The following is a 23,842-nucleotide window of genomic DNA, read 5'->3' on the forward strand; positions in this document are numbered from 1 at the left end:
AGAGAACCGGAGGCAGGTTCCCGATGGCCGACGTCCAGAGCCGGTTCCGGCTCACCCACGACGACTTCGTCATGCGGAACCACCGGCTGCACGAGGTGTCGGTGCTTCCCGGCGTCGTCTTCTTCGACCTCGTCTACCGCACCGCCGTCGCGGCCGGCTGGGACCACCGCCGGCTCTGCGTCCGGGACACCGTGCTCGCCGAGGCGATCGTCACCACCGACGGCTTCGACCGCGAGGTCGTGCTCACCATCGGCGAGCCGCAGGACGCCGGGCGCCCGTTCACCGTACGCAGCCGCTGGCTGCGCGGTGACGACCCGGTGTCCGGCTGGCACGACAACGCGCACGGGCTGGTCTGCCTCACCGACGAGCCGGTCCCGGCGCCACTCGACCTGGACGCGCTGCGGGCCGCCGCGGACCGGCACGACGACGTGGACGTGCTCTACCAGCGGGCGGTACGGGAGCACATCCGCCACGGCCCGGCGATGCGCTGCCGAGGCACCCTGCACGTCGGCGGCGGCGTGCTCCTGGCCGACCTGACCCGCGAGCAGCACCCGGGGGCCACAGCCGCCGGGTTCCACCTGCACCCGGCCTCGCTGGACGCCTCGACGCTGGCCGGGTTCGGGCAGGTCGAGATGCCGACCGACGACCCGTTCGTGCCGATGTTCGTCCGCGAGTTCCGGGCACCCGAGCCGCTGCCGCCGACGTGTCACGTCCACGTACCGCGCCCGGAACGGCTCGCGCCGTCCGGCGACGTGATCACCACCGACTACACGATCCGCGACGAGCACGGCCGGTTCCTGGCCGGCTTCACCGGCCTCACCTGCAAGCGCATCCGCGAATCCGGCCTGGTGCGCCGGCTGCTCGCCGACGTGTCGGCCGACGCCGCGCAGGTCCGGCCCACCGCCGAGCCGTCGGCGACGGCGCCCGGGCAGCCGGCCGCACCCTCGCCCGGTGCCGCGAACGGCTTCACCGACACGCTGCGCACCACCGTCGCGGACATGCTCGGCCGGCCGCCCGCCGAGGTGGCGACCGGGGCCGGGTTCTACGACCTCGGCTTCGACTCGGTCGCGCTGCTCCGGCTCACCGAGCGGGTCGAGCACCTCGTGGGCCGCAAGCTCTACCCGACGCTGCTGTTCGAGCACACCACCATCGACGCGCTCGCCGCGCACCTGTCCACCGGGCCGGCCCCGGCCGTCCCTCCGTCGTCCGACCCGGCTCGGGCCGACGCGGCCCCGGCGCCGGACGATGTGTCCTCCGGCTCGGCGGTGCTGTCCTTCGTCGACGCCTGGGTGCCCGCGGATCCGGCGCCGCCGGCCGCCCGTACCCCCGAGGCACTGGTCGTGGGCGGCGCGCTCCCCGCCGGGCTCGCCGCCGCCCACGTGGACTCCGTCGACCGGCTCCGTGAGGCTCGTGACCTGCCGCCCGCCGTCGTCCTGCTGACCGACGACCCGGCCGCCGACCTGTGGCGGGCCGCCACCGCCCTCGTCGACGCCGGGCCGCGCGACCTGCTCGTCGTGCACGCCGGCGAGCCGACGGCCGAGCAGGCGGCGACCGCGGCGCTGGCCCGTACCGTGACCGCCGAGGTCCCCGGCCTGCGCTGCCGGTTCGTCCAGGTCGAGCACGCCCGCGACCTCGCCGCCGCGGTACGCGCGGAGCTGCGGACGGCCGACGCCGAGCCGGAGGTCCGCTACGTCGGCGGCCGGCGCCTCGTGCGGCGCTGGCGCGAGGTGGACCCGGCCGCCGGGGCCACCGGAGGGGAGCCGTTCCGCGACGGCGGTGTCTATCTGGTCACCGGGGGATCCGGCGGTCTCGCCGCCGTCCTCGCGACGCACCTCGCGCACCGGCACCGGGCCCGGATCGCTCTGCTGTCACGCACCGCGCCCGCGGCGGCGCTCGTCGACCGGTGCCGCGCGGCGGGCGCCGAGGTGCACGTCGCGATCGCCGACGTCACCGACGCCGCCGCTGTGGACGCGGCGGTGGCCGGCGTACGGGAGCGGTTCGGCCGGATCGACGGAGTCCTGCACTGCGCCGGCGTCACCCGGGACGGGCTGTTCTTCCGCGGCGACCCGGGCGACCTCGCCGCCGTCGCCGCCCCCAAACTCGACGGCCTGCGCCACGTCGACGCCGCCACCGCCGGTGACGCGCTCGACTTCCTGGTCGCCTTCTCCTCCGCGTCGGCCGACGTGGCCAACCCCGGCCAGGCCGCCTACGCGTACGCCAACGCCGGCCTGCGGCACGTCGAACGCCGGGGCCGCGGCCGGACCGTCGTCATCGGCTGGCCGTACTGGGCCGAGGGCGGCATGCGTGCGCCCGCCGACGCACTGCGCCGCTCGACCGAGCGCACCGGCCAGGAGCCGATGCCCACCGATACCGCGCTCGGCGTCCTGCGCGACGTGCTGCGCGGTCCCTACGACGCGGTCCTGGTCCTGCACGGGCAGGCGGACCGGTTGCGGGAACTCGTGCCGGCCGCCGGAACCGCCCCCGTCTCGCGCCCGGCTGTCCTGTCGGACGGCGGACCGGCCGTGGCCGGACCGGCGGTGGGAGGGCCGGCCGATGACCCGGTCGCGGTCGTCGGCGTGGCCGGGCGTTACCCCGGCGCGGACGACCTGGACGCGTTCTGGCGCAACCTGGCCGGCGGGGTCGACGCGATCACCGAGGTGCCCGCCGGGCGCTGGGACCACGCGGCGCTGTTCGACCCGGAGAAGGGCACCCCCGGACGCACGTACGGCCGGTGGGGCGGGTTCCTCGACGGCGTCGACCGCTTCGCGCCGGCCTTCTTCGGGGTGTCCCGGCGCGACGCCGAGCGGATGGACCCCCAGGAACGGCTGTTCCTCACCACCTGCTGGCACGCGCTGGAGAACGCCGGACATCCGCCCGAGACGCTGCACGGCGAGGTCGTCGGCGTCTACGCGGGCGTCATGTGGAACCATTACCAGCTCGTCGGCGGAGCCACCGACGGCGTCGCCCCGACCGCGATGCACTGCGCGATCGCCAACCGCGTCTCGCACACCTTCGACCTGACCGGGCCGAGCCTGGCCGTCGACACCGCCTGCTCGTCGTCCCTGACCGCCGTGCACCTCGCGGTCGAGAGCATCCGGCGGGGCGAGTGCACGCTCGCGCTGGCCGGCGGGGTGAACGTGACCGTGCACCCGCAGAAGTACCTCCAGCTCGCGCAGGGGCAGTGGTTGTCCACCGACGGCCGGTGCCGGGCGTTCGGCGCCGACGGCACCGGCTACGTGCCCGGCGAGGGGGTCGGCGCGGTGCTGCTCAAACCGTTGTCGCGCGCGCTCGCCGACGGCGACCACGTGTACGGCGTCATCCGCGCGACGTCGGTGAACCACACCGGACGTACCGCCGGAGCGACCGTGCCGAGCCCCGGTTCGCAGGCCGCGCTCGTCCGCGCCGCCCTGGAATCGGCCGGCTGGACCCCCGCCACAGTGGGCTACGTCGAGGCCCACGGCACCGGTACCGCACTCGGCGACCCGATCGAGGTCGAGGGACTCCGGCAGGCGTTCGACGGTGCGGACCTGCCGGCCGGGGCCTGCGCGATCGGGTCGGTCAAGTCGAACATCGGGCACCTGGAGGGCGCCGCCGGGATAGCCGGCCTGACGAAGGTGCTGCTGCAACTGCGGCACCGCGCGCTCGTGCCGTCGCTGCACGCCGAGGAACTCAACCCGCACATCGACTTCGCCGCCGTGCCCCTGCGGGTCCAGCGCACGCTGGAGCCGTGGACCCCGCCGCCCGGCGTCCCGCGGCGGGCCGGCGTCAGCGCGTTCGGCGCCGGGGGCACCAACGCGCACGTGCTGGTCGAGGAGTTCGCCCCCGCCGCCGCACCCCCCGCGCCGGACGGGCCGGCGCTCGTGGTGCTCTCCGCGTCGACCGCCGGGACACTGCGGGCGTACGCGGCCGCGATGGCGGCCGGGCTGCCGGCGTCGACCGGCCCGGCCGCGGCGGTGGCCGGCCTTCTCGGCGTACCCGAGGAGGCGCTGGAACCGTCGGCGACCCTCGGCGACCTCGGGCTGGACCCGGGGCGGCTGGCGGACCTGGTCGGGGTGGAGGCGATCGGCCGGCTGAGCGTGGCCACGCGCCTCGACGAACTCGCCGCGGACCGCGGCGTCCGCGACATCGCCTACACGACACAGGTGGGACGGGCGCCGCAGGCGGTACGCATCGCCGTCGTGGCGTCCGGCACCGACGCGTTGCGCAGCGCGCTGGAGCGCTTCGCCCGGGGGGAGGACGCCGGGGACGTGGTGACCACCGGTGTGCCCGCCACCGGCGATCCGGTGGCGGCGTTCCGGGCCGGTGACCTGCACGAGGTGGCCCGGCACTGGGTCGGCGGCGGCGCTGTCGACTGGTCCGCCTGCTACCCGGACGGGCATCCCCGCCGCGTCCCGTTGCCGACCTGCCCGCTGCCGGAGGAACCGTGCTGGCTCGGCGGCTGGGACGCCGCCCGCGCCGGCACGGCTGACGCGGTCCGAGCCGGGACCGGCGGCGGCGACGCCGTCGCGCCGGCGGCGAGCCCGCCACCGGTCGCCGACGGCGACGTGGTCGTCCCGGACGGGCCGGAACTGGAGTTCCGCGTCCTGGACCAGGGCGTCGCGCTGGTGTCGATGCGCGCGCCGATGTTCACCGACGGGCTCCTCGCGGCACTGGGGGACACGTTCGCGGAGATCGAGCGGCGCGACGACGTACGCGCGGTGGTGATCACCGGCCACGGCTCGGTCTTCAGCATGGGCGGCACTCCCGAGGCTCTGCGGGCGCTGGCCGAGGGCGAGGGCACCTTCACCGACGCCGCGCTCGTCTACGAGGGGATTCTGCGCTGCACCCGGCCGGTCGTCACCGCCGCCGCCGGGCACGCCTCCGGCGGGGGACTGGCGTTCGCCTGCTACGGCGACGTGGTCGTGCTCGGCGACACGTCGGTGTACAGCGCGAACTTCACCCGCTACGGCTTCACCCCGGGCATGGGCGCCACCTACATCCTGGAGCAACGCCTCGGCCCCGCCCTGGCCGCCGAGATGATGCTGACCGGGCGGTCGATGACCGGCGCCGAGCTGAGCCGGCGCGGAGCCGGCGTGACCGTGTTGCCGCCGCAGGAGGTCGTTCCGGCCGCGCTGGACCTGGCCCGGTCCATGGCGGACAAGCCACCGGCGGTGATCCGGTCGCTCAAGAACGAACTCGCCGGCCGGATCCTCGACCGGCTGCCCGAGGTCATCGCCAGCGAGGTCCGCATGCACGGCAACGTCCTCGGCGCGGAGTCCGCCGCCCTGGTGCGGGAGCACTTCACCAAGGTCGACGAGTTCCGTAGCCGGGCGACGCCGGCCGCGCAGGCGTCGCCCACCGGCCCGGACGACGAAACGGTGAGCGACGCGGTGACGGAGATCGTGGGTGCCCTGCTGTACCTGCGCCCGGACGAGGTGCTGCCGTCGCGTACCTTCGCCGACCTGGGACTGGACTCCATCGGTGCCGTGGAGCTGGTGCGGGATCTCAACCGCCGGTTCGGCACCGACCTGGACTCGGCCGCCGTGTACGACCACCCCACGGTGCCCGACCTCGCCCAGGCGGTGCGGCGCAACCTGGCCGAGTCCGCCTCGCTGCGCGCCCAGGCCACCGCGCCCCCGGCACCGTCCGTCGTGGACGAACCGGTCCCGGCCGCCGCGGGCCCGCCGCCACTGGTTCTGACCGCGCCCGCCGCGGTGCCCGCGACTGCCCCGGCGCCCGGGACCGTCCCCGCCACGGCGTCGGAGCCGCCGCCGCTGACGTTCGCCGTCCGGCCACCGTCGGTGTCGCCTTCCCTCCAAGAGCCGGCACCGGCCGCGACGCCGGCACCGGCCGCGACGCCGGCACCGGACACGTCGCCGGTCGCGGACGCGCCTGCCGCGATCGCGGTGATCGGCATGGCCGGACGGTTCCCGGACGCCCCGGACCTCGACACGTTCTGGGACAACCTCGCCGCCGGCCGGTCCGCCATCCGGGAGGTTCCGCCCGACCGCTGGGATCTGACGGAACTCTACGACCCGGATCCCGCCGTCCCCGGCCGGACCCGCAGCCGATGGGCGGCGCTGCTGGACGACGTGGACGCCTTCGACGCCGGGCTGTTCCGCGTCTCGCCGCTCGAAGCCGAGGCGATGGACCCGCAGCAGCGGATCTTCCTGGAGCAGGCGTGGGCCGCGCTGGAGGACGCCGGGTACGCCGGACGGCCGATGCGGTGCGGTGTCTTCGTCGGCTGCGGCGCGGGCGACTATCCCCGCCTGCTGGAGCGGCACGGCCGCGGCGACACCAGCGAGGCGTTCCTCGGTGGGGCCAGCTCGATCCTGCCCGCCCGGATCGCGTACCTGCTCGATCTGACCGGGCCCACGATGGCGATCGACACCGCGTGCTCGTCGTCGCTGACGGCGGTGCACCTGGCCTGCGAGAGCCTGCGCTCGGGCGACTGCGACACGGCGCTGGCCGGCGGCGTCGCCGTCATGTGCACGCCGCAGATGCAGGTCTGGACCAGCCAGACGGGGATGCTGTCGCCGACCGGCCGGTGCCTGCCGTTCGACGCCGCCGCCGACGGCATCGTGCTCGGCGAGGGCGTCGGCGTGGTCGTCCTGAAGCGGCTGGACCGGGCGCTCGCCGACGGCGACCACGTCCACGGCGTCATCCTCGCGGGCGGCGTGAACGGCGACGGCCGTACCAACGGCATCACCGCGCCGAGCGCGGTCTCCCAGGCCCGTCTGCTGCGTGAGGTCCACGCCCGGGCCGGCGTCGAGGTCGGGTACGTCGAGACCCACGGCACCGGCACCGCGCTCGGTGACCCGATCGAGGTCAAGGCGCTGGGCCAGGTCGTCGGCCCGCACTGCCGGATCGGCTCGGTCAAGGCGAACATCGGCCACACCACGATGGCCGCCGGCGTGGCGGGCCTGATCAAGGTGCTGCTCAGCCTGCGGCACCGGCAGCTGCCACCGACCCCGCACGCCACCGAGCCGATCCCCGGGCTGCCGGTGGTGCGGGAACTCACCGGCTGGCACGACGACCGGCTGGTGGCCGGCGTCAGCTCGTTCGGCTTCAGCGGCACCAACTGCCACCTCGTGGTCGCCGAGGCGCCGGCCGCGACGGCGGGCACCGGCACCGGGCCGGTGGTGGTGCCGGTCTCGGCCCGGACCGCGTCCGCGCTGCGTGACCTGACGGACCGGCTGGCCCGGCGCCTGCGTACCGACCCGGCCGACGTCCACGACGTCGCCGCCACCCTCGCGCGGGGCCGGGCGCACCTGGCGGTCCGGGCCGCGTTCGTCGCCGCCGACACCGCCGACCTGGTCCGGCAGCTGGCCGGCGGGCCGCCCGCGCCCGACGCGCCGGCCGACCTGGTCGCGCTCGCCGAGCGCTGGGTGGCCGGCGCGGACGTGGACTGGACGACGATGCCGGCCGGCCGCCGCATCCCGCTGCCCACCTACCCCTTCGCCCGCGACCGCTTCTGGACCGGCCGCGACCGGCGGGAGACGGTCCTCACGCCGGCCGACCCGCTCGTGGCCGACCACACGCTGCACGGCGTCCCGGTCCTGCCCGGCGCGGCGTTCCTGCGCCAGGCCACCGGCGGTGGGGCTCGCGCCGCCGACGTGACCTGGCTGCGGCCCGTCGTGGTCACCGAGCCGGTGACGGCGGTCGTCACCCGGGACGACCGGATCACCCTCACCGTCGGCGGGACGCCGCACGCCGTCGCCACCCGCCGCGCCGCCGACCCGGCCCCGCCGGGCCGGGTGGACCTGCCGTCCGTCGAGGCCCGCTGCCCCGGCCGCCGTCCGGTCGACGACCTGTACGCGGGGTTCGCCCGGGCCGGTCTGCGCTACGGGCCGTCCTTCCGGGTGCTGACGGAGCTGCGGCTGGGCGCCGGCGAGGCGCTCGGCACGCTCACCGCCGGCCCCGACGGCGACGTCCAGCTGCTCGACGGGGCGTTGCAGGCGGTCGCCGGGCTGGTCGATCCCGCGGACCGGATGCTCGTCCCGTTCGCCGTCGAGTCGGCAGTCGTCGCGGACCGGCTGCCGGCGACCGCCCGCGTCCACGTGGTACGCCGGGACGGCGGACGGTTCGACGTGGTGGTCACCGACCTGACCGGCGACGTCCGGGCCCGGCTCGACGGTGTGGCGCTACGTCCCTACGACCAGCCCGGCGCCACGCCCTCCGTTCCCGAGAGCCGGCCGGCCGTGACGGCACCACCGGCCGCCGGGGCACCGGACCTGCTGTACGTGCCGGCCTGGCGGCCGGCGGGCGCACCCTCGGGAGAACCGCCTGCCGGGCGGATCCTCGCCGTGCACACCCCCGGCGACGCCGCGCTGGCCGCCGCCCTCGGCGCCGACGACAGGCTGCCGCTCGGCGAGCTGCCCACCGGCCGGTACGACACGGTGTACGTGCTCGCCCGCACGGCCGGTCCGGACGCCCCGCCGCAGGACGACACCGCGACGCTCGACGCGTTCCGCCTGCTGCGCCGCCTGCTCGAGCTGGGCGCGGACCGGGGACCGCTGACGCTCACCTTCGTCGTGTCCGGGGTGGCCGGCCTGCCCGGCGAGCCGGTCCACCCGCACGCCGCCGGCCTTTCCGGCCTGGCCAGCTCGATCGCCGCCGAGTACCCGCAGTGGCGGGTCACCTGTGTCGACGCCGGTCCCGGCGACGCCACCCCGGCCGCCGCGATCCGCCGCGAACACGGCACCGACCGGTTCGTCGCGCTGCGCGGTGACCGCCGCCTGGTCCGCCGCCTGGAGCCGGTGGCCTGGCCGGCGGGCGCGGCGCCGCTGCGCGACGGCGGTGTCTACCTCGTCGTCGGCGGCACCGGCGGCATCGGGTTCGAAGTCAGCCGTCACCTCGCCCGGACCCGGCGTGCCCGGCTCGTGTGGCTCGGCCGGTCCCCGGAGGACGCGCGTGTCCGGTCCCTGGTGACGCAGATCGAGGCGCTCGGCGGGCAGGCCGTCTACCTGCGCGCCGACGTCACCGACGCGGCCGCGGTCCGCCGCGCGGTGGCCGAGGCGCGACAGCGGTTCGGCCCCGTCGACGGCGCGTTCCACGCCGCGCTGGTGCTCCGTGACCGCGCCCTGTCCGCGATGGACGAGACGGCGTTCACCGAGGTGCTGCGACCGAAGGTCGCCGGCGTCGCCGTGCTCGCCGACGCGCTGGCCGGCGAACCGCTGGACTTCCTCGCGCTGTTCTCCTCGGCGCTGTCGTTCGCCCCGGCCCCGGGGCAGGCCAACTACGCCGCCGCGAGCACGTTCGAGGACGCGTACGGGCTGGCGCTGCACCGCCGCGGACAACCGGTACGCGTGGTCAACTGGGGCTGGTGGGGCAGCGTCGGCGTGGTCGCCGATCCCGGATACGCGGCCCGGTTCGCGGCGCTGGGCATCGGCTCCATCGAGCCGGCCGAGGGCGTCGCCGGGCTGGAGCGGATCCTCGCCGGCCCGCACCCGCAGGTGGCAGTCCTCAAGGGCACGAGGGACGGGCTCGCCGCACTCGGCGTCCACCCGTCCACGTCCGCCGCCGACGCCGTCGTGGCCCCGCCCGCCACGGGAGACACCGCCGGGGACACGGACCCGTCGCTGGACCGGTCCAGCGCGGCCTTCCGTACCCTCGACGGGCTGGCCCGCGACCTGCTGCGCGACCGGCTCCGGGACCGTTCCGTGCCGGCCCCGGGGCCGCTGGAGGCCGCCGTCGTCGCCGCCGTGTCCGGGCCCCCGGCCGGCCTGTCCACCGCCGGTGTGCTCGCCCGGCACCCCGACCTCGCCCCGCACGTGGCGTTGCTGGCCCGGTGCGTCGACGCGCTGCCCGGCGTCCTGGACGGCCGGACCTCACCGACCGAGGTGCTCTTTCCCGGTGGCAGCACCGATCTGGTCGCCGCCGTCTACCGGGGCCAGCGGGCCGCGGACTTCTACCACCGGCTGGTGGCGGCCGAGGCCGCCGCCGTGCTCGACCGGACGGACGGTCCGGGGCGCGTGCTGGAGATCGGGGCCGGCACGGGCGCCGGCTCGGCGTTCGTCCTCGACGCCTGTCCGGGCGTACGGTACGACTTCACCGACCTCTCGACCGCGTTCCTCCGCGAGGCCGAGGACCGCTTCGGCGGACGCCATCCGGGCCTGCGGTTCGGCGTCCTCGACATCGAACGGGAACCGGCCGGGCAGGGCTTCTCGGCCGGCTCGTACGACGTCGTGCTCGCCACGAACGTGCTGCACGCCACCGAGGACGTGGTCCGCAGCCTGCGCCATGCCCGGTCCCTGCTGCGCCCCGGCGGCGTGCTGCTGCTCAACGAGGTCACCCGCGCCTCCGACTTCCTCACCGCGACGTTCGGTCTGCTGCCGGGCTGGTGGCGGTTCACCGACGCCCACCGGCGGCTGCCGCACTCCCCGCTGCTGGCACCGGCCGGGTGGCGCGCGGCGCTCGCCGAGGCGGGCCTGACCGGCCGGATCCTCGGCATGCCCGGTGTCCCCGACGACGAGCAGGAGCAGTGCGTGCTGGTGGCGACGGCCGGGGCGCCGGTGGACCGGGTGCCGGCCCGCGCCGCCCGGGACTACGTCCGCGCGGTCTTCGCGGAGGTCCTCAAGTACCGCCCCGACCAGCTCGACGACGACGTCACGTTCGACAACTTCGGCGTCGACTCGCTGGTCGGCCAGCACCTCGTACGCCGGTTCTCGGCCGACCTCGGTGACCTGCCGGCCACCCTGCTGTTCGAGCACCTGACGATCGAGCAGCTCGCCGACCACCTGGCCCGGGAACGGCCGGGCCCGCTCGCCGCCACGCTCGGCACCGCAGCGGTGGACGCCGTGCCGGCGCCTGTGCACGCGGCGGAACCGGAGCGGTCGGCAGCCCCGGTCGCCCCTGCCGTCCCGGCCGCCCCGGCCCTCGCCGCCCGGGGCGACGCGGACGCGATCGCGGTCGTCGGCCTGTCCGGCCGCTACCCGGGCGCGCCGGACCTGGAACGGTTCTGGCAGAACCTGGTCACCGGCACCACCTCGATCAGCGAGGTGCCGCCGGAGCGGTGGGACTGGCGCGAACACTTCGACCCGCGCCGCGGCCGGCCCGGGCACACGTACAGCCGGTGGGCCGGGTTCCTCACCGGCGTCGACCGGTTCGACCCCGGCTTCTTCGGCATCCTGCCGAAGGACGCGGCCGCGATGGACCCGCAGGAGCGGCTGTTCCTGGAGACCGTCTGGCTGCTGCTGGAGGACGCGGGCGCCCTCGGGGGAGCGCTGCCGCGTGACACCGGCGTCTTCGTCGGCACCATGTACGGCTCGTACGGCCGCATCGCCGCCGCGCAGGGCTGGCCGGAGGGCCGCTACACCGACGGGCACTCGGCGTACTGGTCGATCGCCAACCGGGTGTCGTACACGCTCGACCTGACCGGGCCGAGCTTCGCCGTCGACTCGGCCTGCTCCTCCTCGCTGACGGCGGTCCACCTGGCCTGCGAGAGCCTGCGCCGCGGGGAGTGCTCCGCGGCCGTCGCCGGTGGCGTCAACCTGGTCCTGCACCCGGCGCACCTGATCGCGCTGTCGTCGATGACCATGTTGTCGGCCGACGGGGCCTGCAAGGTGTTCGACGAGCGCGCCGACGGGTTCGTGCCCGGCGAGGGCGTCGGCGCGGTACTACTCAAACCCCTGTCCGCGGCCCTGCGCGACGGCGACCGGATCTGGGGCGTCATCGAGGGCGGCTTCGTCAACGCGGGCGGCCGGACCGGCGGCTACACGGTGCCCAACCCCACGGCCCAGGCCGACCTGGTGGTCCGGGCGCTCGCCGCGGCCGGTGTGACACCCGGCGACGTCGGCTACCTGGAGGCGCACGGCACCGGCACGGCCCTCGGCGACCCGATCGAGATCGCCGGCCTCGGCCGGGCGCTCGGCGCCGCGCTGCCGGACGGCCGGCGCATCCCGGTCGGCTCGGTCAAGGCCAACATCGGGCACCTCGAAGGCGCCGCCGGCATCGCCGGCCTGACGAAGGTGCTGCTGCAACTCGCGCACGGCACCATCGCGCCCTGCGCGAACCTGTCCACGGTCAACTCCCGCATCGACCTGTCCGGGTCGTTCCTGCTGCCGACCAGTGCGCAGCCGTGGACCGCGCCGCGCCGCGCCGGGGTCAGCTCGTTCGGAGCGGGCGGCGCGAACGCGCACCTCGTAGTCCGGGAGCATCCCGCGCCGCCGCCCGCGCCGGTCCAGCCGGGGCCGCACGTCGTCGTGCTGTCGGCGCGGACCCCGGAGCAGTTGCGCACGCTGACGGCCGCCGTGGCCGACCTGGCCGAGCGGACGCGCCCGCGCCTCGACCAGCTCGCGTACAGCACCCAGGTCGGGCGGGCGGAGTTCGACCACCGGCTCGCCGTCGTCGTTTCCGACATCGACGAGCTGGTCCGCCGGCTGCGGGCCGGCGAGGTCACCACCGGCACCGCCGGCACCGATCCGCTGTTCGACGGCGACGGCGGCGCCGAGATCGCCGCCGACCTGCTGCGCCGCGGCCGGCTCGACCAGTCGGCGAAGCTGTGGGTACGCGGTGTCCCGGTCGACTGGGCGGGCCGCTGGCCGGTACGGCCGGGACGGGTGTCGCTGCCGCCGTACCCGTTCGACAGGCAGCGGCTGTGGCTGCCCGAGCCGGCCGGCACCGCACGGCCACCGGCGGCGCCGTCCGTACCGGACGGTGACCGGACCGCCGACGACCGGACCGCCGACGACCGGACCGCCGACGACCGGACCGCCGACGACCGGACCGCCGACGACCGGACCGTCGACGGCCGGGCCGCCCCGTCGCCGATCTCGGCAGTTCCCGAGGCGGCGGTGCCGGAGAACGCCGTGCCGGGGAGCGTCGTACCGGAGGCGGCGGCGCGGGAGACCGGCGTGCCCGAGACCGGCGTGCCCGAGAGCGACCCGTGCGTGTACCTGCGGCCGCAGTGGCGGGCGGAGCCGCCCCCGGAGGGCGGGCGGCCACCGGCCCGTGTCCGGGTCGTCGGCGCGGGCCCGACGTTCGGCGGCCGCCACGACCAGGCCGACCCCGACGTGGTCGTGGTGCACCTGCCCGCTCGGGCCGGCGGGCTCGCCGACGAGGTACGCGAGAGCCTGCACACGGTCCTGCGGACCGCCGTCGAGGTGCTCACCCCGGATCCGGCCGCGTCGCTGCGGATCGTCGTCGGCTGCCCGGACGAGCGGCCCGCGTACACCGCCGTGACGGCGGCGCTGCGCACGCTCGCCCTGGAGCACAGCGGCTTCTCCGGGGCGGTGGTCCGGGGTGGCGTGACCGCCGAGGCGGACCTGTGGCACGTCTCCGGGCCGCCGGAGCAGCGGGTGGACGACGTCCGCTGGAGCGGCGGCGTCCGTGAGGTACGCCGGATGGTGCCGTTCCGGCCCGGCCCGGCCGTCCGGCGCGCCGGCGGCGTGTACGTCGTGGTCGGCGGCACCGGCGCGGTCGGCCGGCACCTCGCCGTCCATCTCGCCGCGACCCGCGCGCCGTCGGCGGTGGTGCTGGTCGGCCGGACCGCGCCGGCCGACGAGACCTTCGCGTTCGTCCGCGCGGACGTGACTGCCGAGTCCGACGTGCGCGGTGCGGTGGCCGAGATCCGCCGGCGCTACGGGCGTATCGACGGGGTGGTCCACGCCGCCGGCGTGCACGACGACGTCCGCGCCCTGACGAAGCCGGCCGCCGCCGTCGACGCGGTGCTGGCCCCGAAGGTGTTCGGCCTGCGGTACCTGGTGGACGCGCTCGGCACCGAACCGCTGGAGTTCTTCGCGCTGTGCTCGTCGATCGCCGGGCGCACCGGCAACCTCGGGCAGGTCGACTACGCCTACGCCAACGCGTTCCTGGACGAGTTCGCCGTGGGCCGGCCCGGCACGGTGTCCGTCTGCTGGCCGCTGTGGGCCGACGGCGGCATGGCCGTGGACGACGCCACCCGCCGGTTGTTCGCGCGGCGCTGGGGGAGTGCCCCGCTGCCCACGGCCGACGCGGTACGGGCGTTCGACCGCGTCGTGTCCGGCACCGAACCGGTGGTGGCGGTGCAGCGCCCCGCCGACGTCGCGCCGGAGGTACCGGAAAGCGGCCCGGCCCCGGAGCCGGAGCTGGACCTGGACGCGGAGCTGCGCGCGCTCGCCGCCGGGTTCCTGCTCGTCGAACCGGACGAGGTCGACCCGGACATCCAACTGCTCGACCTGGGCTTCGACTCCATCTCGCTGACCGGCCTGGTGAACGAGACGAACGAGCGCTTCGATGTCGACCTGCTGCCCACGGTCCTCTACGAGCACCCCACGCTCGCCGCCTTCGGCGCGTACCTGCGCACCGTACTCCCGGCCCGCCCGGCCCCGGCCACCGTGGACGCCGGGCCCGCGGCGGACCGGTCCGGGACGGGCGCCGCCGAGCCCCCGGCGGATCTGCCGGCCGACGCGGTCGCCGTGGTGGGGATGGCCGGGGTGCTGCCCGGCTCGCCGGACCTCGACGCCTTCTGGCGGCACCTCGCCGCCGGTGACGACCTCGTCCGCAAGGTCCCGGCCGACCGCACCGACCTGCTCGCCGACCCCGCCACCGCCGGCGTCCGCGCCGGTTTCCTCGACGACGTACGGTCGTTCGACGCCGACCTGTTCGGCATCGCGCCGCGCGAGGCCGCGCTGATGGACCCGCAGCAGCGGCTGTTCCTCCAGACCGCCTGGCAGGCCGTCGCCGACGCGGGCTACCGGCCGGCGGACCTCGCCGGCACCGACACCGGGATCTTCGTCGGCGTGTCCGCCTGCGACTACGACGATCTGCTGCGCGCGCACGACGTGCCGGTCGAGGCCCACACCGCGAGCGGCCTCGCCGACTGCATCCTGGCCAATCGGGTTTCCTACCTGCTGGACCTGCGCGGCCCCAGCGAAGCCGTCGACACCGCCTGCTCCAGCTCGCTCGTCGCGGTGCACCGCGCGGTACGGGCGCTGCTGGCCGGGGAATGCTCGACGGCGCTCGCCGGTGGGGTGAACGTGCTGCTGAGCCCCGGCCTGTTCGTGGCGTTCCAGTCCTCGGGCATGCTCAGCGCCGACGGCCGGTGCAAGACGTTCGACGCGTCCGCCGACGGGTACGGCCGCGGCGAGGGCTGCGGCGTCGTGCTGCTCAAGCCGCTGCGCGCGGCGGTCGCCGACGGGGACCAGGTGATCGCCGTCATCCGGGGCAGCGCGGTCAACCACGCCGGCCGCGGGCCGTCGCTGACCGCCCCGAACCCGCAGGCGCAGGCGCAGGTCGTCAGCCGGGCGTACCGGGCCGGTGGCGTCGACCCGGCAAGGGTGAGCTACATCGAGGCCCACGGCACCGGCACCCGGCTCGGTGACCCGATCGAGATCGAAGGGCTGAAGAAGGCGTTCGAGGGCGTGGACGCCGCGATCGCGGTCGGGACGGTGAAGACGAACATCGGCCACCTGGAGGCCGCGGCCGGCATCGCCGGGCTGCTCAAGGTGCTGCTGAGCCTGCGCCACGAACGGCTGCCGCGCACGCTGCACCAGCACCGGCGCAACCCGTACCTGCGGCTGGACGGCACCCCCTTCACAGTGCTGGACCGCGACCTGCCCTGGACCGGCGACCGGGTCGCCGGGGTCAGCTCGTTCGGCTTCGGCGGCACCAACGCCCACGTGGTGGTGCAGTCGCCGCCGCCGCTGCCGACGTCCCCGGCGGCGGGCCCCTGGCGCCTGGTGCTGTCCGCGTCCGGTCCCGCGGCCCTGACGGAGTACCGGCGACGGGTCGCGGACCACCTCGCGGCGGGCACCGACATGGCCCGTGCCACGTACACGCTCCAGGTGGGACGCGACGCCCTGGCCCACCGGTTCGCCGCGGTGGTCGCCGACGCGGCCGAGGCGGTGGCGGTGCTGCGCGGCGAGGCGCCGCCCCGCCTCGACGCGGAGACCGAGACCTGGCTGGCCGGCGGTGACGTCGACTGGGCGGCGACCTGGGAGCACCGGCCGGCCCGGATCTCCGTCCCCGCGCCGCCGCTGGACCCCCGGCCGTTCTGGTTCGACGAGGGCCCGGCCCGCGCCGCCGCACCGGCCCGGCCCGCCCCGGCGGAGCCGCCCGCCCCGCGTGCTCCGGCCGACCTGCCCGGCTCGCGTGTTCCGGCCGAGCGGCCCGCCCCGGTCCGGCGCACCGCCGCCGACCGGATCGTGCTGCGTGATCCGTCGGCGATGCGTCGCAACGGCGCGGGCCGGCGCGCGACCGCCGACGCGGGGGCGGTGAACGGCGGACACTCGCCGAACGGCGCGTCGCCGGTGGGCGTCCTCGCCCGCCCGGCCGGAGCCGGTCCCGCCGTTACGGCGCCACCCGCCGCCGCTGCGCTACCGGCCGCACCTGCGCGGACGAGCCCCGCCGAACCGCACGACCGCGTCGACCGGCCGGGCCCCGCCGATCCGCAGGGCCTCGTCGAACCGCACGGCCCCGCCGAACAGCCGCGCCGCGCCGAACGGCCGGCAGCCGCCGTCGCCCAGGCGCCCGCCGGCACGGTTCCGGCCGCGCCCGCGGAGGTGGCCGAGGCGGTACGGGACTGCGTGGCGCGGGTGCTCGGCGCCGACCGTACGGAGATCACGGCCGACCGGGCGTTCGCCGACCTCGGCCTCGACTCGATCTTCCGGATGGAGCTGGCCCGGCTGGTGGTGGCGACGTTCGACGTGGAGATCACCGCCGCCGACCTGTACGAGCACGACACGGTCGAGGCGGTGGCCGCGCTCGTGGCCGCCGGCACGCGGGCACCACGCCCTGTCACACCGGCCGGTGACGGCGTCGAGGAGATCGTGGCCGGGGTGCTGGAGCGTCCCGTCGAGCCCGGGCGGACGTTCGCCGACAGCGGCCTCACCTCGTTCGACATGCTGCGCGTCGTCGGCGCCCTGGAACAGCGCTACGGCGCGCTGCCCAAGACGCTGCTGTTCGACCACCCGACGATGGCCGACCTCACCGCGTTCCTGGCCGGGCGGTCCGCCGGGACCGGCGTCCGGGCCGCGCCCGACACCGGTCCACGGGCCACCGGCCGGACGATCGAGAGCGGCACCGAGGTCGACGGCGAGCCCGTCGTCGTCCGCAAGCGGACCCTGCCCGGCCGCCCGGCGCTGCGTGACCTCCTGGCCGACCTCGACCGCCGCCACGCCAAGGAGGGCGGGCTGGCCGGCCGGGACATCGCCCCGTACGCGTTCGTCGACTCGGCGCGGGCCGGCTACGTCAACTTCTCGGTCCGCGGCGACGACGTGTTCGCCTGGAGCTTCGTCGGGCACCACGACCACTTCCACGACCTCGTCGCGGAGTGGATCGCGTGGGCGCGGCGCCACGGCCTGCGGCCCAACTTCCTGTCCCTGGCCCACCTGACCGAGGTCGCCGGGGAACCGGTCACCGCCACCCCGTTCGGGGCGGTGCAACGCCTGACGGACCTGGCCTCGTTCACCGTACGGGGCGGCCGGATGCAGCGGCTGCGCAGCCTCCTGCACCGGTTCGAGCGGGCCGGTGACTGCCGGATCGAGGAGTACCGGGCCGGCGCGTCGCCGGAGACCGACCGGCAGATCGTCGGTCTGATCGACTCCTGGGGCCGCCGCAAGCAGATGGTGAACCCGTACGTCGGCGTGGTCCGGGAGGAGATCGGCGGCGGCACGCTCGACCCCCGGCACCGGGTCTTCCTCACCCGTGTGGACGACACCCTCGTCAACGCGGTCATCGTGACCCGGATCCCGTCCGAGCGGGGATACCTGCTCGATCTGGAGTTCTACGCCGACGAGATGCCCGCCGGCGGCCTGGAGTGGGCGATCGTCCGGATCATCGAGCTGACCGCCGCCGAGGGCTGCACGTCGTTCAGCTTCGGGGCGAGCTTCGGTGTCGCCATCACCGAGTCGCCGAACGCCGACCCGGCGGTGGCGGACGCGTTGGCGGAGCTGCACTCGGTGGGGGTGTTCGGGCCCGGCAACTTCCAGTTCAAGAACAAGTTCCGGCCGGAGAACACGCCGATCTACCTGTGCCAGCCGGCGACCGGCGACCGTACGTCGGTCACCGACATCATCCTGATGATCGCCAATCCGGACCTCGTGGACGGCGCCCCCGCCGATCCCGCACCGCAAGACGCCGGCGCGCCGCAAGAGAACGCCGTACCGTCGGGCACCGCCGCGCCGCCGGAGGGCGCGGCACCGCCGGCGGACCCGGCGCTGCGGCCGGGACGTGCGGACCTGCTGGCCGCGCACGGGTACAACGCGCTGGCCGTGCCGACCGAGCTGGTCCCCTTCGACCTGCTCACCGACTCCTGGGCGGAGCGGGCGGACGGTTTCGTCGCCGCCCGGACGCGGCTGCTCGCCGAGCGGTCCGCCCCGCCGGAGCTCACCGCGCACGACTGGCTGCCCATGCCCGAGGTGGTGCCGACCCGGTCCGGGCGGACGGCCGAGGAACTGCTCTGCCGCTGCCACCCCGGCCCGCGCGGCGTCGTGCTGCACGCCGCGGCCTTCCCGACCTGGCTGTCCACGCTGGCCGACCTCGGCTACGAACCGGTGGCCGTCGGGGTGGGCCGGCTCGACCCGGAGACGGTCGAGGCGTTCGCGGCGGAGCTGACCCGCCGGCCCGCCGGGTCGGTGTCGTTCGTGGTGGTGGAGGCGGCGAACAACGCCTCCGGGGGCGTACCCGTCGAGCCCGGCGCCCTCCGGGAGCTGCGCCGCGTCACCGCCGCGCACGGGGTGCCGCTCGTCCTGGACGCCAGCCGTGTCGTCGACAACGCCGTCCAGCTCGCCGGCCCCGGCGGGGATCCCTGGACCGTGGTGCGGGACATGCTCGCCGTCGCCGACACGGCGACGCTCAGCCTGTCCAAGGACTTCGGCGTCACCGCCGGCGGGCTGGTCGCCACCCGCGACCCGGAACTGGCGGCGCGGCTGCGCGAGCACGTCGCGCGGCGCGGCTCCGAGGTGGACCGGGCCACCCGGATGACGCTGCGGGCCGCGCTCGCGGACCGCGACGGTGTCACGGAGCTGGTCCGGCGGCGCGTCGCCGCGGTCGCGGTGCTCCGCGACGGGCTGCGGGCGGCCGGCCTGCCCGTCGTGGACGTCGACGGCGCCCACTGTGTCCTGCTCGACCTCGCCCGGATGCCCGGCCTGGCCGGTCAGGAGCACCCCACGATGTCCGGGCTGGCCTGGCTCTACACCGGCGCCGGAGTCCGGGGCGGCCCGCACCTGGCGACCGGCGGGCCGCTCGCCGGCACCGTCCGGCTCGCCGTGCCGGTCGGCTTCGGTCCCGCCGACGCCGAGGCGGTGGTGGCCGCCGTCGCCGCGCTGGCCGCCGCACCGGGAGAGGTTCCCGAACTGGTCACCGGCGGGGTCCGCACGGCGGGGGAGGCGGCCCGGGCGGTCTACCAGCCCGCCGGCCGGGTGCCCGAGGACGTCCGGCAGGCGCTGCGCGACCAAGCCCCGGCCGACGACAACGGCACCGTGCTGCGGGAACACCAGCCGGCCGTACGCCGACGGGTGGTGCCGGTGGCCGGCGCGCAGGTGGAGGTCTTCACCGCCGGCGACGGCCCGCCGCTGCTGCTCGCCCACCCGTTCAACATCGGCGCGGGCGTCTTCGCGCGGCAGTTCGAGGCGCTGGCCGATCGGTACCAGGTGATCAGCGTCCACCACCCCGGCGTCGGGGCGAGCACCGCCTCGGCCGACCTCACCCTCGACGGGATCGCCGCCCTCGAACTGCGGGTGCTGCGGGAGATCGGGGTCGACGGGCCGGTCCACGTCGCCGGCGCGTCGTTCGGCGGCCTGGTCGCGCTCACGTTCGCCCTCAACCACCCGGAGGACACCGCCTCGCTGATCCTGCTCGGCAGCTCCTACAAGATCGGCAACCGGGTCGGTGAGATCAACCGGCTGGCCGTGGTGGCGGCCCAGGACCTCGACCGCACCATCGAGGGGTCCGGCGCCGACCGGCTGCGGCACGAGCGGGCCGCCGTGGAGGCCCTGCTGCTGCGCTGCGAGAGCATGGACCCCCAGACGGGGCTGCGCTACCTCGACGTGTTCGCGGCCCGGCCGGACCTCCGCGACCGGCTCGGCGAGCTGGACCTGCCGGCGCTCGTGGTGCAGGGCCGGCACGACACGGTCATCCCGTCGGAGACGGCGCGGCTGCTGCACCAGGGCATCCGGGGCGCCCGTTACGAGGAGATCGCCGACGCCGGCCACTTCCCGTATCTGACCAGCCCCCGGGAGTGCAACCGGATCCTGACCGACTTCCTGCGCGGCGCCGGAGGGGAGGGGTGGTGACCGTCCTGACTCCCGAGCTGGAACTGCTCGGTCCCGACGCGACGACCCGTACGACAGTGGTGCGGCCCGGCATGTGCGGGCCGGGATCGCTGTTCGTCGGCCAGGTCGGCGACTGGACCTGGGACACCGTCAGCGCGCTCTGCGACACCAACGTCTACACCGCCCGCGACGCCGACGGGATGCCGACGTACCTGGCGTTCCACTACATCCACCTGCGCGGCGGCGCCGACCTGCACGTGCGCGGCATGACCTTCGGCGACGTGCTGCGGGTGGACTCGCGGTCCTTCGCCTCCGGCAGCGAGTCGGTGCTGACGCTGCACGAGATCCGGCGCGGCGACCGGCCCGGACGGGTCGTCGACCCGGACGAGTTCTACGCCCACCCCGACCCGGCATGCCTGTACGCGCAGAACTTCAACCGCTGGGTGGTACGGGGACCGTCCGGCGGCAACGGCGACCTGCGCAGCGCGTCCCCACCGGGGTTCCGCCACGGGCACCTGCCCGTGCTGCCCGCGCGGCACTCGCCCCGGCGCGCGTACGCCGAACTGCGCGACCTGGGCGCCGAGCCCGACCCGTCGGACCCGCTGGACCGGCTGGCGCTGGACTACCCGGTCGATCCGAGCCGCGACCTCAACGGCGTGGGGCTGCTCTACTTCGCCTCCTACTTCTCCATCGTGGACTGGGCGTCGCTGCGGCTGTGGCGGCACCGCGGCGGCACCGACGCCGGTTTCCTCCGGCGGGTCGTGCTGGACCAGCGGATGAGCTACCTCGGCAACGCCGACGTGGGCGCCGTGCTGCGGGTGCGGGTGTCCCGGCGGCCGGGCGGCGACGTGACCGGCGCCGACGAGACGGTCCGGGTGGTGCTCGCCGACCGCGACACCGGACGGCCGCTCGCGGTGGCCCTTCAGCAGACCCGGACGGAGGCGACGACGTGAGCGCGAGCGACGAAGCGGTCCGGCGGGTGGTCCACGAGGTGATCACCGAGATCCTGCCGGCGGTGCCCGGCGACCGGATCCCCGGCGGCGCGCACCTGCGCGACCTCGGCGCCGACTCGATCGACCGGGTCGAGATCATCCTGGCCCTCCGTGAGCGGCTCGGCGTCGACGAGCCGCTCGGCAGCTTCAGCGACCTGCCCGACATCGACCACCTGGTCGCGTACCTCTGCGAGGTGACGGCATGAACGTGGGCATCGAGGCCCTGAACGTGTACTGCGGGGTGGCCTCCGTCGCGGTGCCGGTCCTGTTCGAGGGGCGCGGTCTGGACGCGGCCCGCCTGGGCAACCTGATGATGACCGCGAAGTCGGTCGCGCTGCCGTTCGAGGATCCGGTCACGCACGCGGTGAACGCCGCCAAGCCGATCCTCGACGCGATGGACGAGGCCGACCGCGACCGGATCGAACTGCTGGTGACGTCCAGCGAGTCCGGCGTGGACCTGAGCAAGTCGATCGCCTCGTACGTGCACCGGCACCTCGGGCTGAGCCGCCGCTGCCGGGTGCTGGAGGTGAAGCAGGCCTGCTACGCCGCGACCGGGGCGCTCCAGCTCGCCTGCGGCTACCTCGCCGCCGGTCTGTCGCCGGGCGCCAAGGCGCTGGTGATCGCGACGGACGTGTCACTGGTGAACGAGAACGCCTCGTACACCGAGCCGGCGATGGGCACCGGCGCCGCCGCGGTGCTGCTCGGCGACGACCCGCGGGTGCTGGACGTGGACCTCGGGGCGTTCGGGACGCACAGCTACGAGACGTTCGACTCGGCCCGGCCGGGCCCGACGTTCGACGTCGCCGACGCCGACCGCTCGCTGTTCGCCTACCTGGACTGCCTGACGAACGCCTACGCCCACTACGCGGAGAAGGTGGCGGACGTCGACTTCGCCACCACCTTCGCCGGGCTGGCCATGCACACGCCGTTCGCCGGCATCGTCCGCGCGGCGCACCGCAAGCTCGCCCGCGAGCACCGGCTGCCCGATGCCGACGCGGACTTCGCCCGCCGCGTCGCGCCCGGCCTGGAGTACCCGCGGCTGGTCGGCAACCTCTGCTCCGGGTCGGTCTACCTGGCCCTGGCCAGCCTGATCGACCACCTGCGGCCCGACGAACCGGTACGGGTCGGGATGTACTCGTACGGTTCCGGCTGCGCCGCCGAGTTCTACTCCGGCCTGGTCGACGCGCGGTCCACCGCCGAGGTCGGCCGGATGCGCATCGGCGATCACCTCGCCGGCCGGTGCGAGCTGACGTTCGACGAGTACAAGCGGATCCTCGCCGACAACGCGGACTGCCTCGTGCCGGTGGCGGACAAGCGGATCGACCCGGGGCGGTACGCCGAGGTGCTGGACCGGGTGACCGGCGCGCGTACGCTGCTCGCCTGCACCGGCGCCCGCGCCTACCACCGCACCTACGAGTGGATCGGAGCGGGCGCGTGACGCCCGGGCTGGGCACGGCCGCCGCGCTGCTGGCGGCGGGCCCGCTGCTGCGGGTGCTGCCGCCACCGGTACGGGTGCGGTGCGCCGACCCCGCCACCGCCGCCGCGCTGGCCCGGCTGTGCGAGCGGCTGGACGTGCCGGCGCCGACGCCGGTGACCGCCGCCGCCGATCTCGGCCCGTTCGAGCGGGTGGTGAGCGACCTGCTGGACCTCGACGCGAACCCGGCACCGGCGGCGGCGGACGAGCCGCGGGTGGTCGCCGACGCGCGCGAGCGGGACTTCACCTGCCGATTCCGGCGCACCGACGTGCGTACCGGCGACGGGGCGGTGCTGCCCACGTACGCCGCCGGCGACCCGGACCGGCCGCCGGTGCTGCTGGTGTCCGCGTGCGGGATGCCCGCCCGGCTCGCCGAGGGCTGGGCCGACCGGCTGTCCCGCGACTTCCACGTGCTCGTCCCCGAGACCCGGGGCCTGTTCGCGGACGTGGACGGGTTCACCGGCGACACCGGTGCGGTGGCCCAGGCCGACGACCTCCTCGCGGTGCTGGACCGGTTCGGGCTGCGCCGCGCGCACCTGATCGGCCTGTGCGGCGGCGCGGTGCTCGCGGTCGTCGCGGCCGCGCGGGCGCCGGAGCGGGTGTCGTCGCTGAGCCTCTGGCACGGCGACTTCGACCTCGGCGACGAGAGCCCGAAGACCGACCACCAGCAGAACCTGCAAGCCCTGATGGCGATGGCCGCCCGCAGCCCGCAACAGGCCGCGGCGGTGCACGCGGTGCTCACCAACACCATGCTCGGCGTCGCCCCGCCACGGCTGGCGCACCTGGTCACGTACCCGTACGCGACACCCGAGCTGCTGCGCCGCTACTGCCGCCTCAACGGCGCCATCATGGGCACGGACCTGCGCCCGTACCTCGCCGGGCTGACCACGCGCACGCTCGTCGTCACCAGCGAGGACGACCACACGGCGCACCCCGCCGGGTCGCGGGCCGTGGCCGCCCGGATCGCCGGGTCCGTCCTGCACGTCGCCCCGCACGGCGACCACCTGTCGCTGTTCCACGCCGAGGACGGCCTCGTCGACCTCGCCGCGCGCTTCGTCGCCGGCGACGACGCCCTCGGCACACGATCTCCCGCCGAAGCCGGCCGGCGGGTGCCCCCCGTTCCGACGAGAGGTGGAGAGGAGGTGTTCCCATGACCAAGGAGACCGCGCCCAAGAAGTCGCTCCCGGTGCGCAAGCTGGAGTCCA

Annotated in this window: 5 protein-coding genes; all 5 read left to right on the forward strand. The window is 75.9% G+C overall.

Annotation, left to right across the window (positions count from 1 at the left end):
* Positions 1 to 23 precede the first annotated feature (23 nt).
* From ABIH81_RS20660 to ABIH81_RS20680, 5 genes are read left to right on the forward strand one after another with little or no spacing between them, the layout of a single operon-like run.
* Positions 24 to 20,192, forward strand: coding sequence for an SDR family NAD(P)-dependent oxidoreductase (locus ABIH81_RS20660; RefSeq protein ID WP_349876539.1), 20,169 nt, complete (start codon positions 24 to 26; stop codon positions 20,190 to 20,192).
* Positions 20,189 to 21,124 (forward strand): LnmK family bifunctional acyltransferase/decarboxylase, encoded by a 936-nt coding sequence (locus ABIH81_RS20665; RefSeq protein ID WP_349876540.1) that lies wholly within the window; start codon positions 20,189 to 20,191, stop codon positions 21,122 to 21,124. Before ABIH81_RS20660 ends, ABIH81_RS20665 begins: the two co-directional genes overlap by 4 nt.
* A complete protein-coding gene (locus tag ABIH81_RS20670; protein WP_349876541.1) occupies positions 21,121 to 21,369 on the forward strand; it encodes an acyl carrier protein in 249 nt (82 codons plus the stop codon). Before ABIH81_RS20665 ends, ABIH81_RS20670 begins: the two co-directional genes overlap by 4 nt.
* Complete coding sequence (locus ABIH81_RS20675; RefSeq protein ID WP_349876542.1) at positions 21,366 to 22,601, forward strand: hydroxymethylglutaryl-CoA synthase; 1,236 nt, start codon at positions 21,366 to 21,368, stop codon at positions 22,599 to 22,601. The genes ABIH81_RS20670 and ABIH81_RS20675 overlap by 4 nt, the downstream gene beginning before the upstream one ends.
* A complete protein-coding gene (locus tag ABIH81_RS20680) occupies positions 22,598 to 23,791 on the forward strand; it encodes an alpha/beta hydrolase (protein ID WP_349876543.1) in 1,194 nt (397 codons plus the stop codon). Before ABIH81_RS20675 ends, ABIH81_RS20680 begins: the two co-directional genes overlap by 4 nt.
* Positions 23,792 to 23,842 lie beyond the last annotated feature (51 nt).

It is taken from the genome of Micromonospora sp. HUAS YX12, from assembly GCF_040215685.1.
GTDB classification, from domain to species: domain Bacteria; phylum Actinomycetota; class Actinomycetes; order Mycobacteriales; family Micromonosporaceae; genus Micromonospora; species Micromonospora tulbaghiae.

Excerpts from the sequence above, each read along its gene's own strand:
- ABIH81_RS20660 (WP_349876539.1), top strand. The coding sequence starts at position 24 with ATGGCCGACGTCCAGAGCCGGTTCCGGCTCACCCACGACGACTTCGTC.
- ABIH81_RS20675 (WP_349876542.1), top strand. The coding sequence starts at position 21,366 with ATGAACGTGGGCATCGAGGCCCTGAACGTGTACTGCGGGGTGGCCTCC.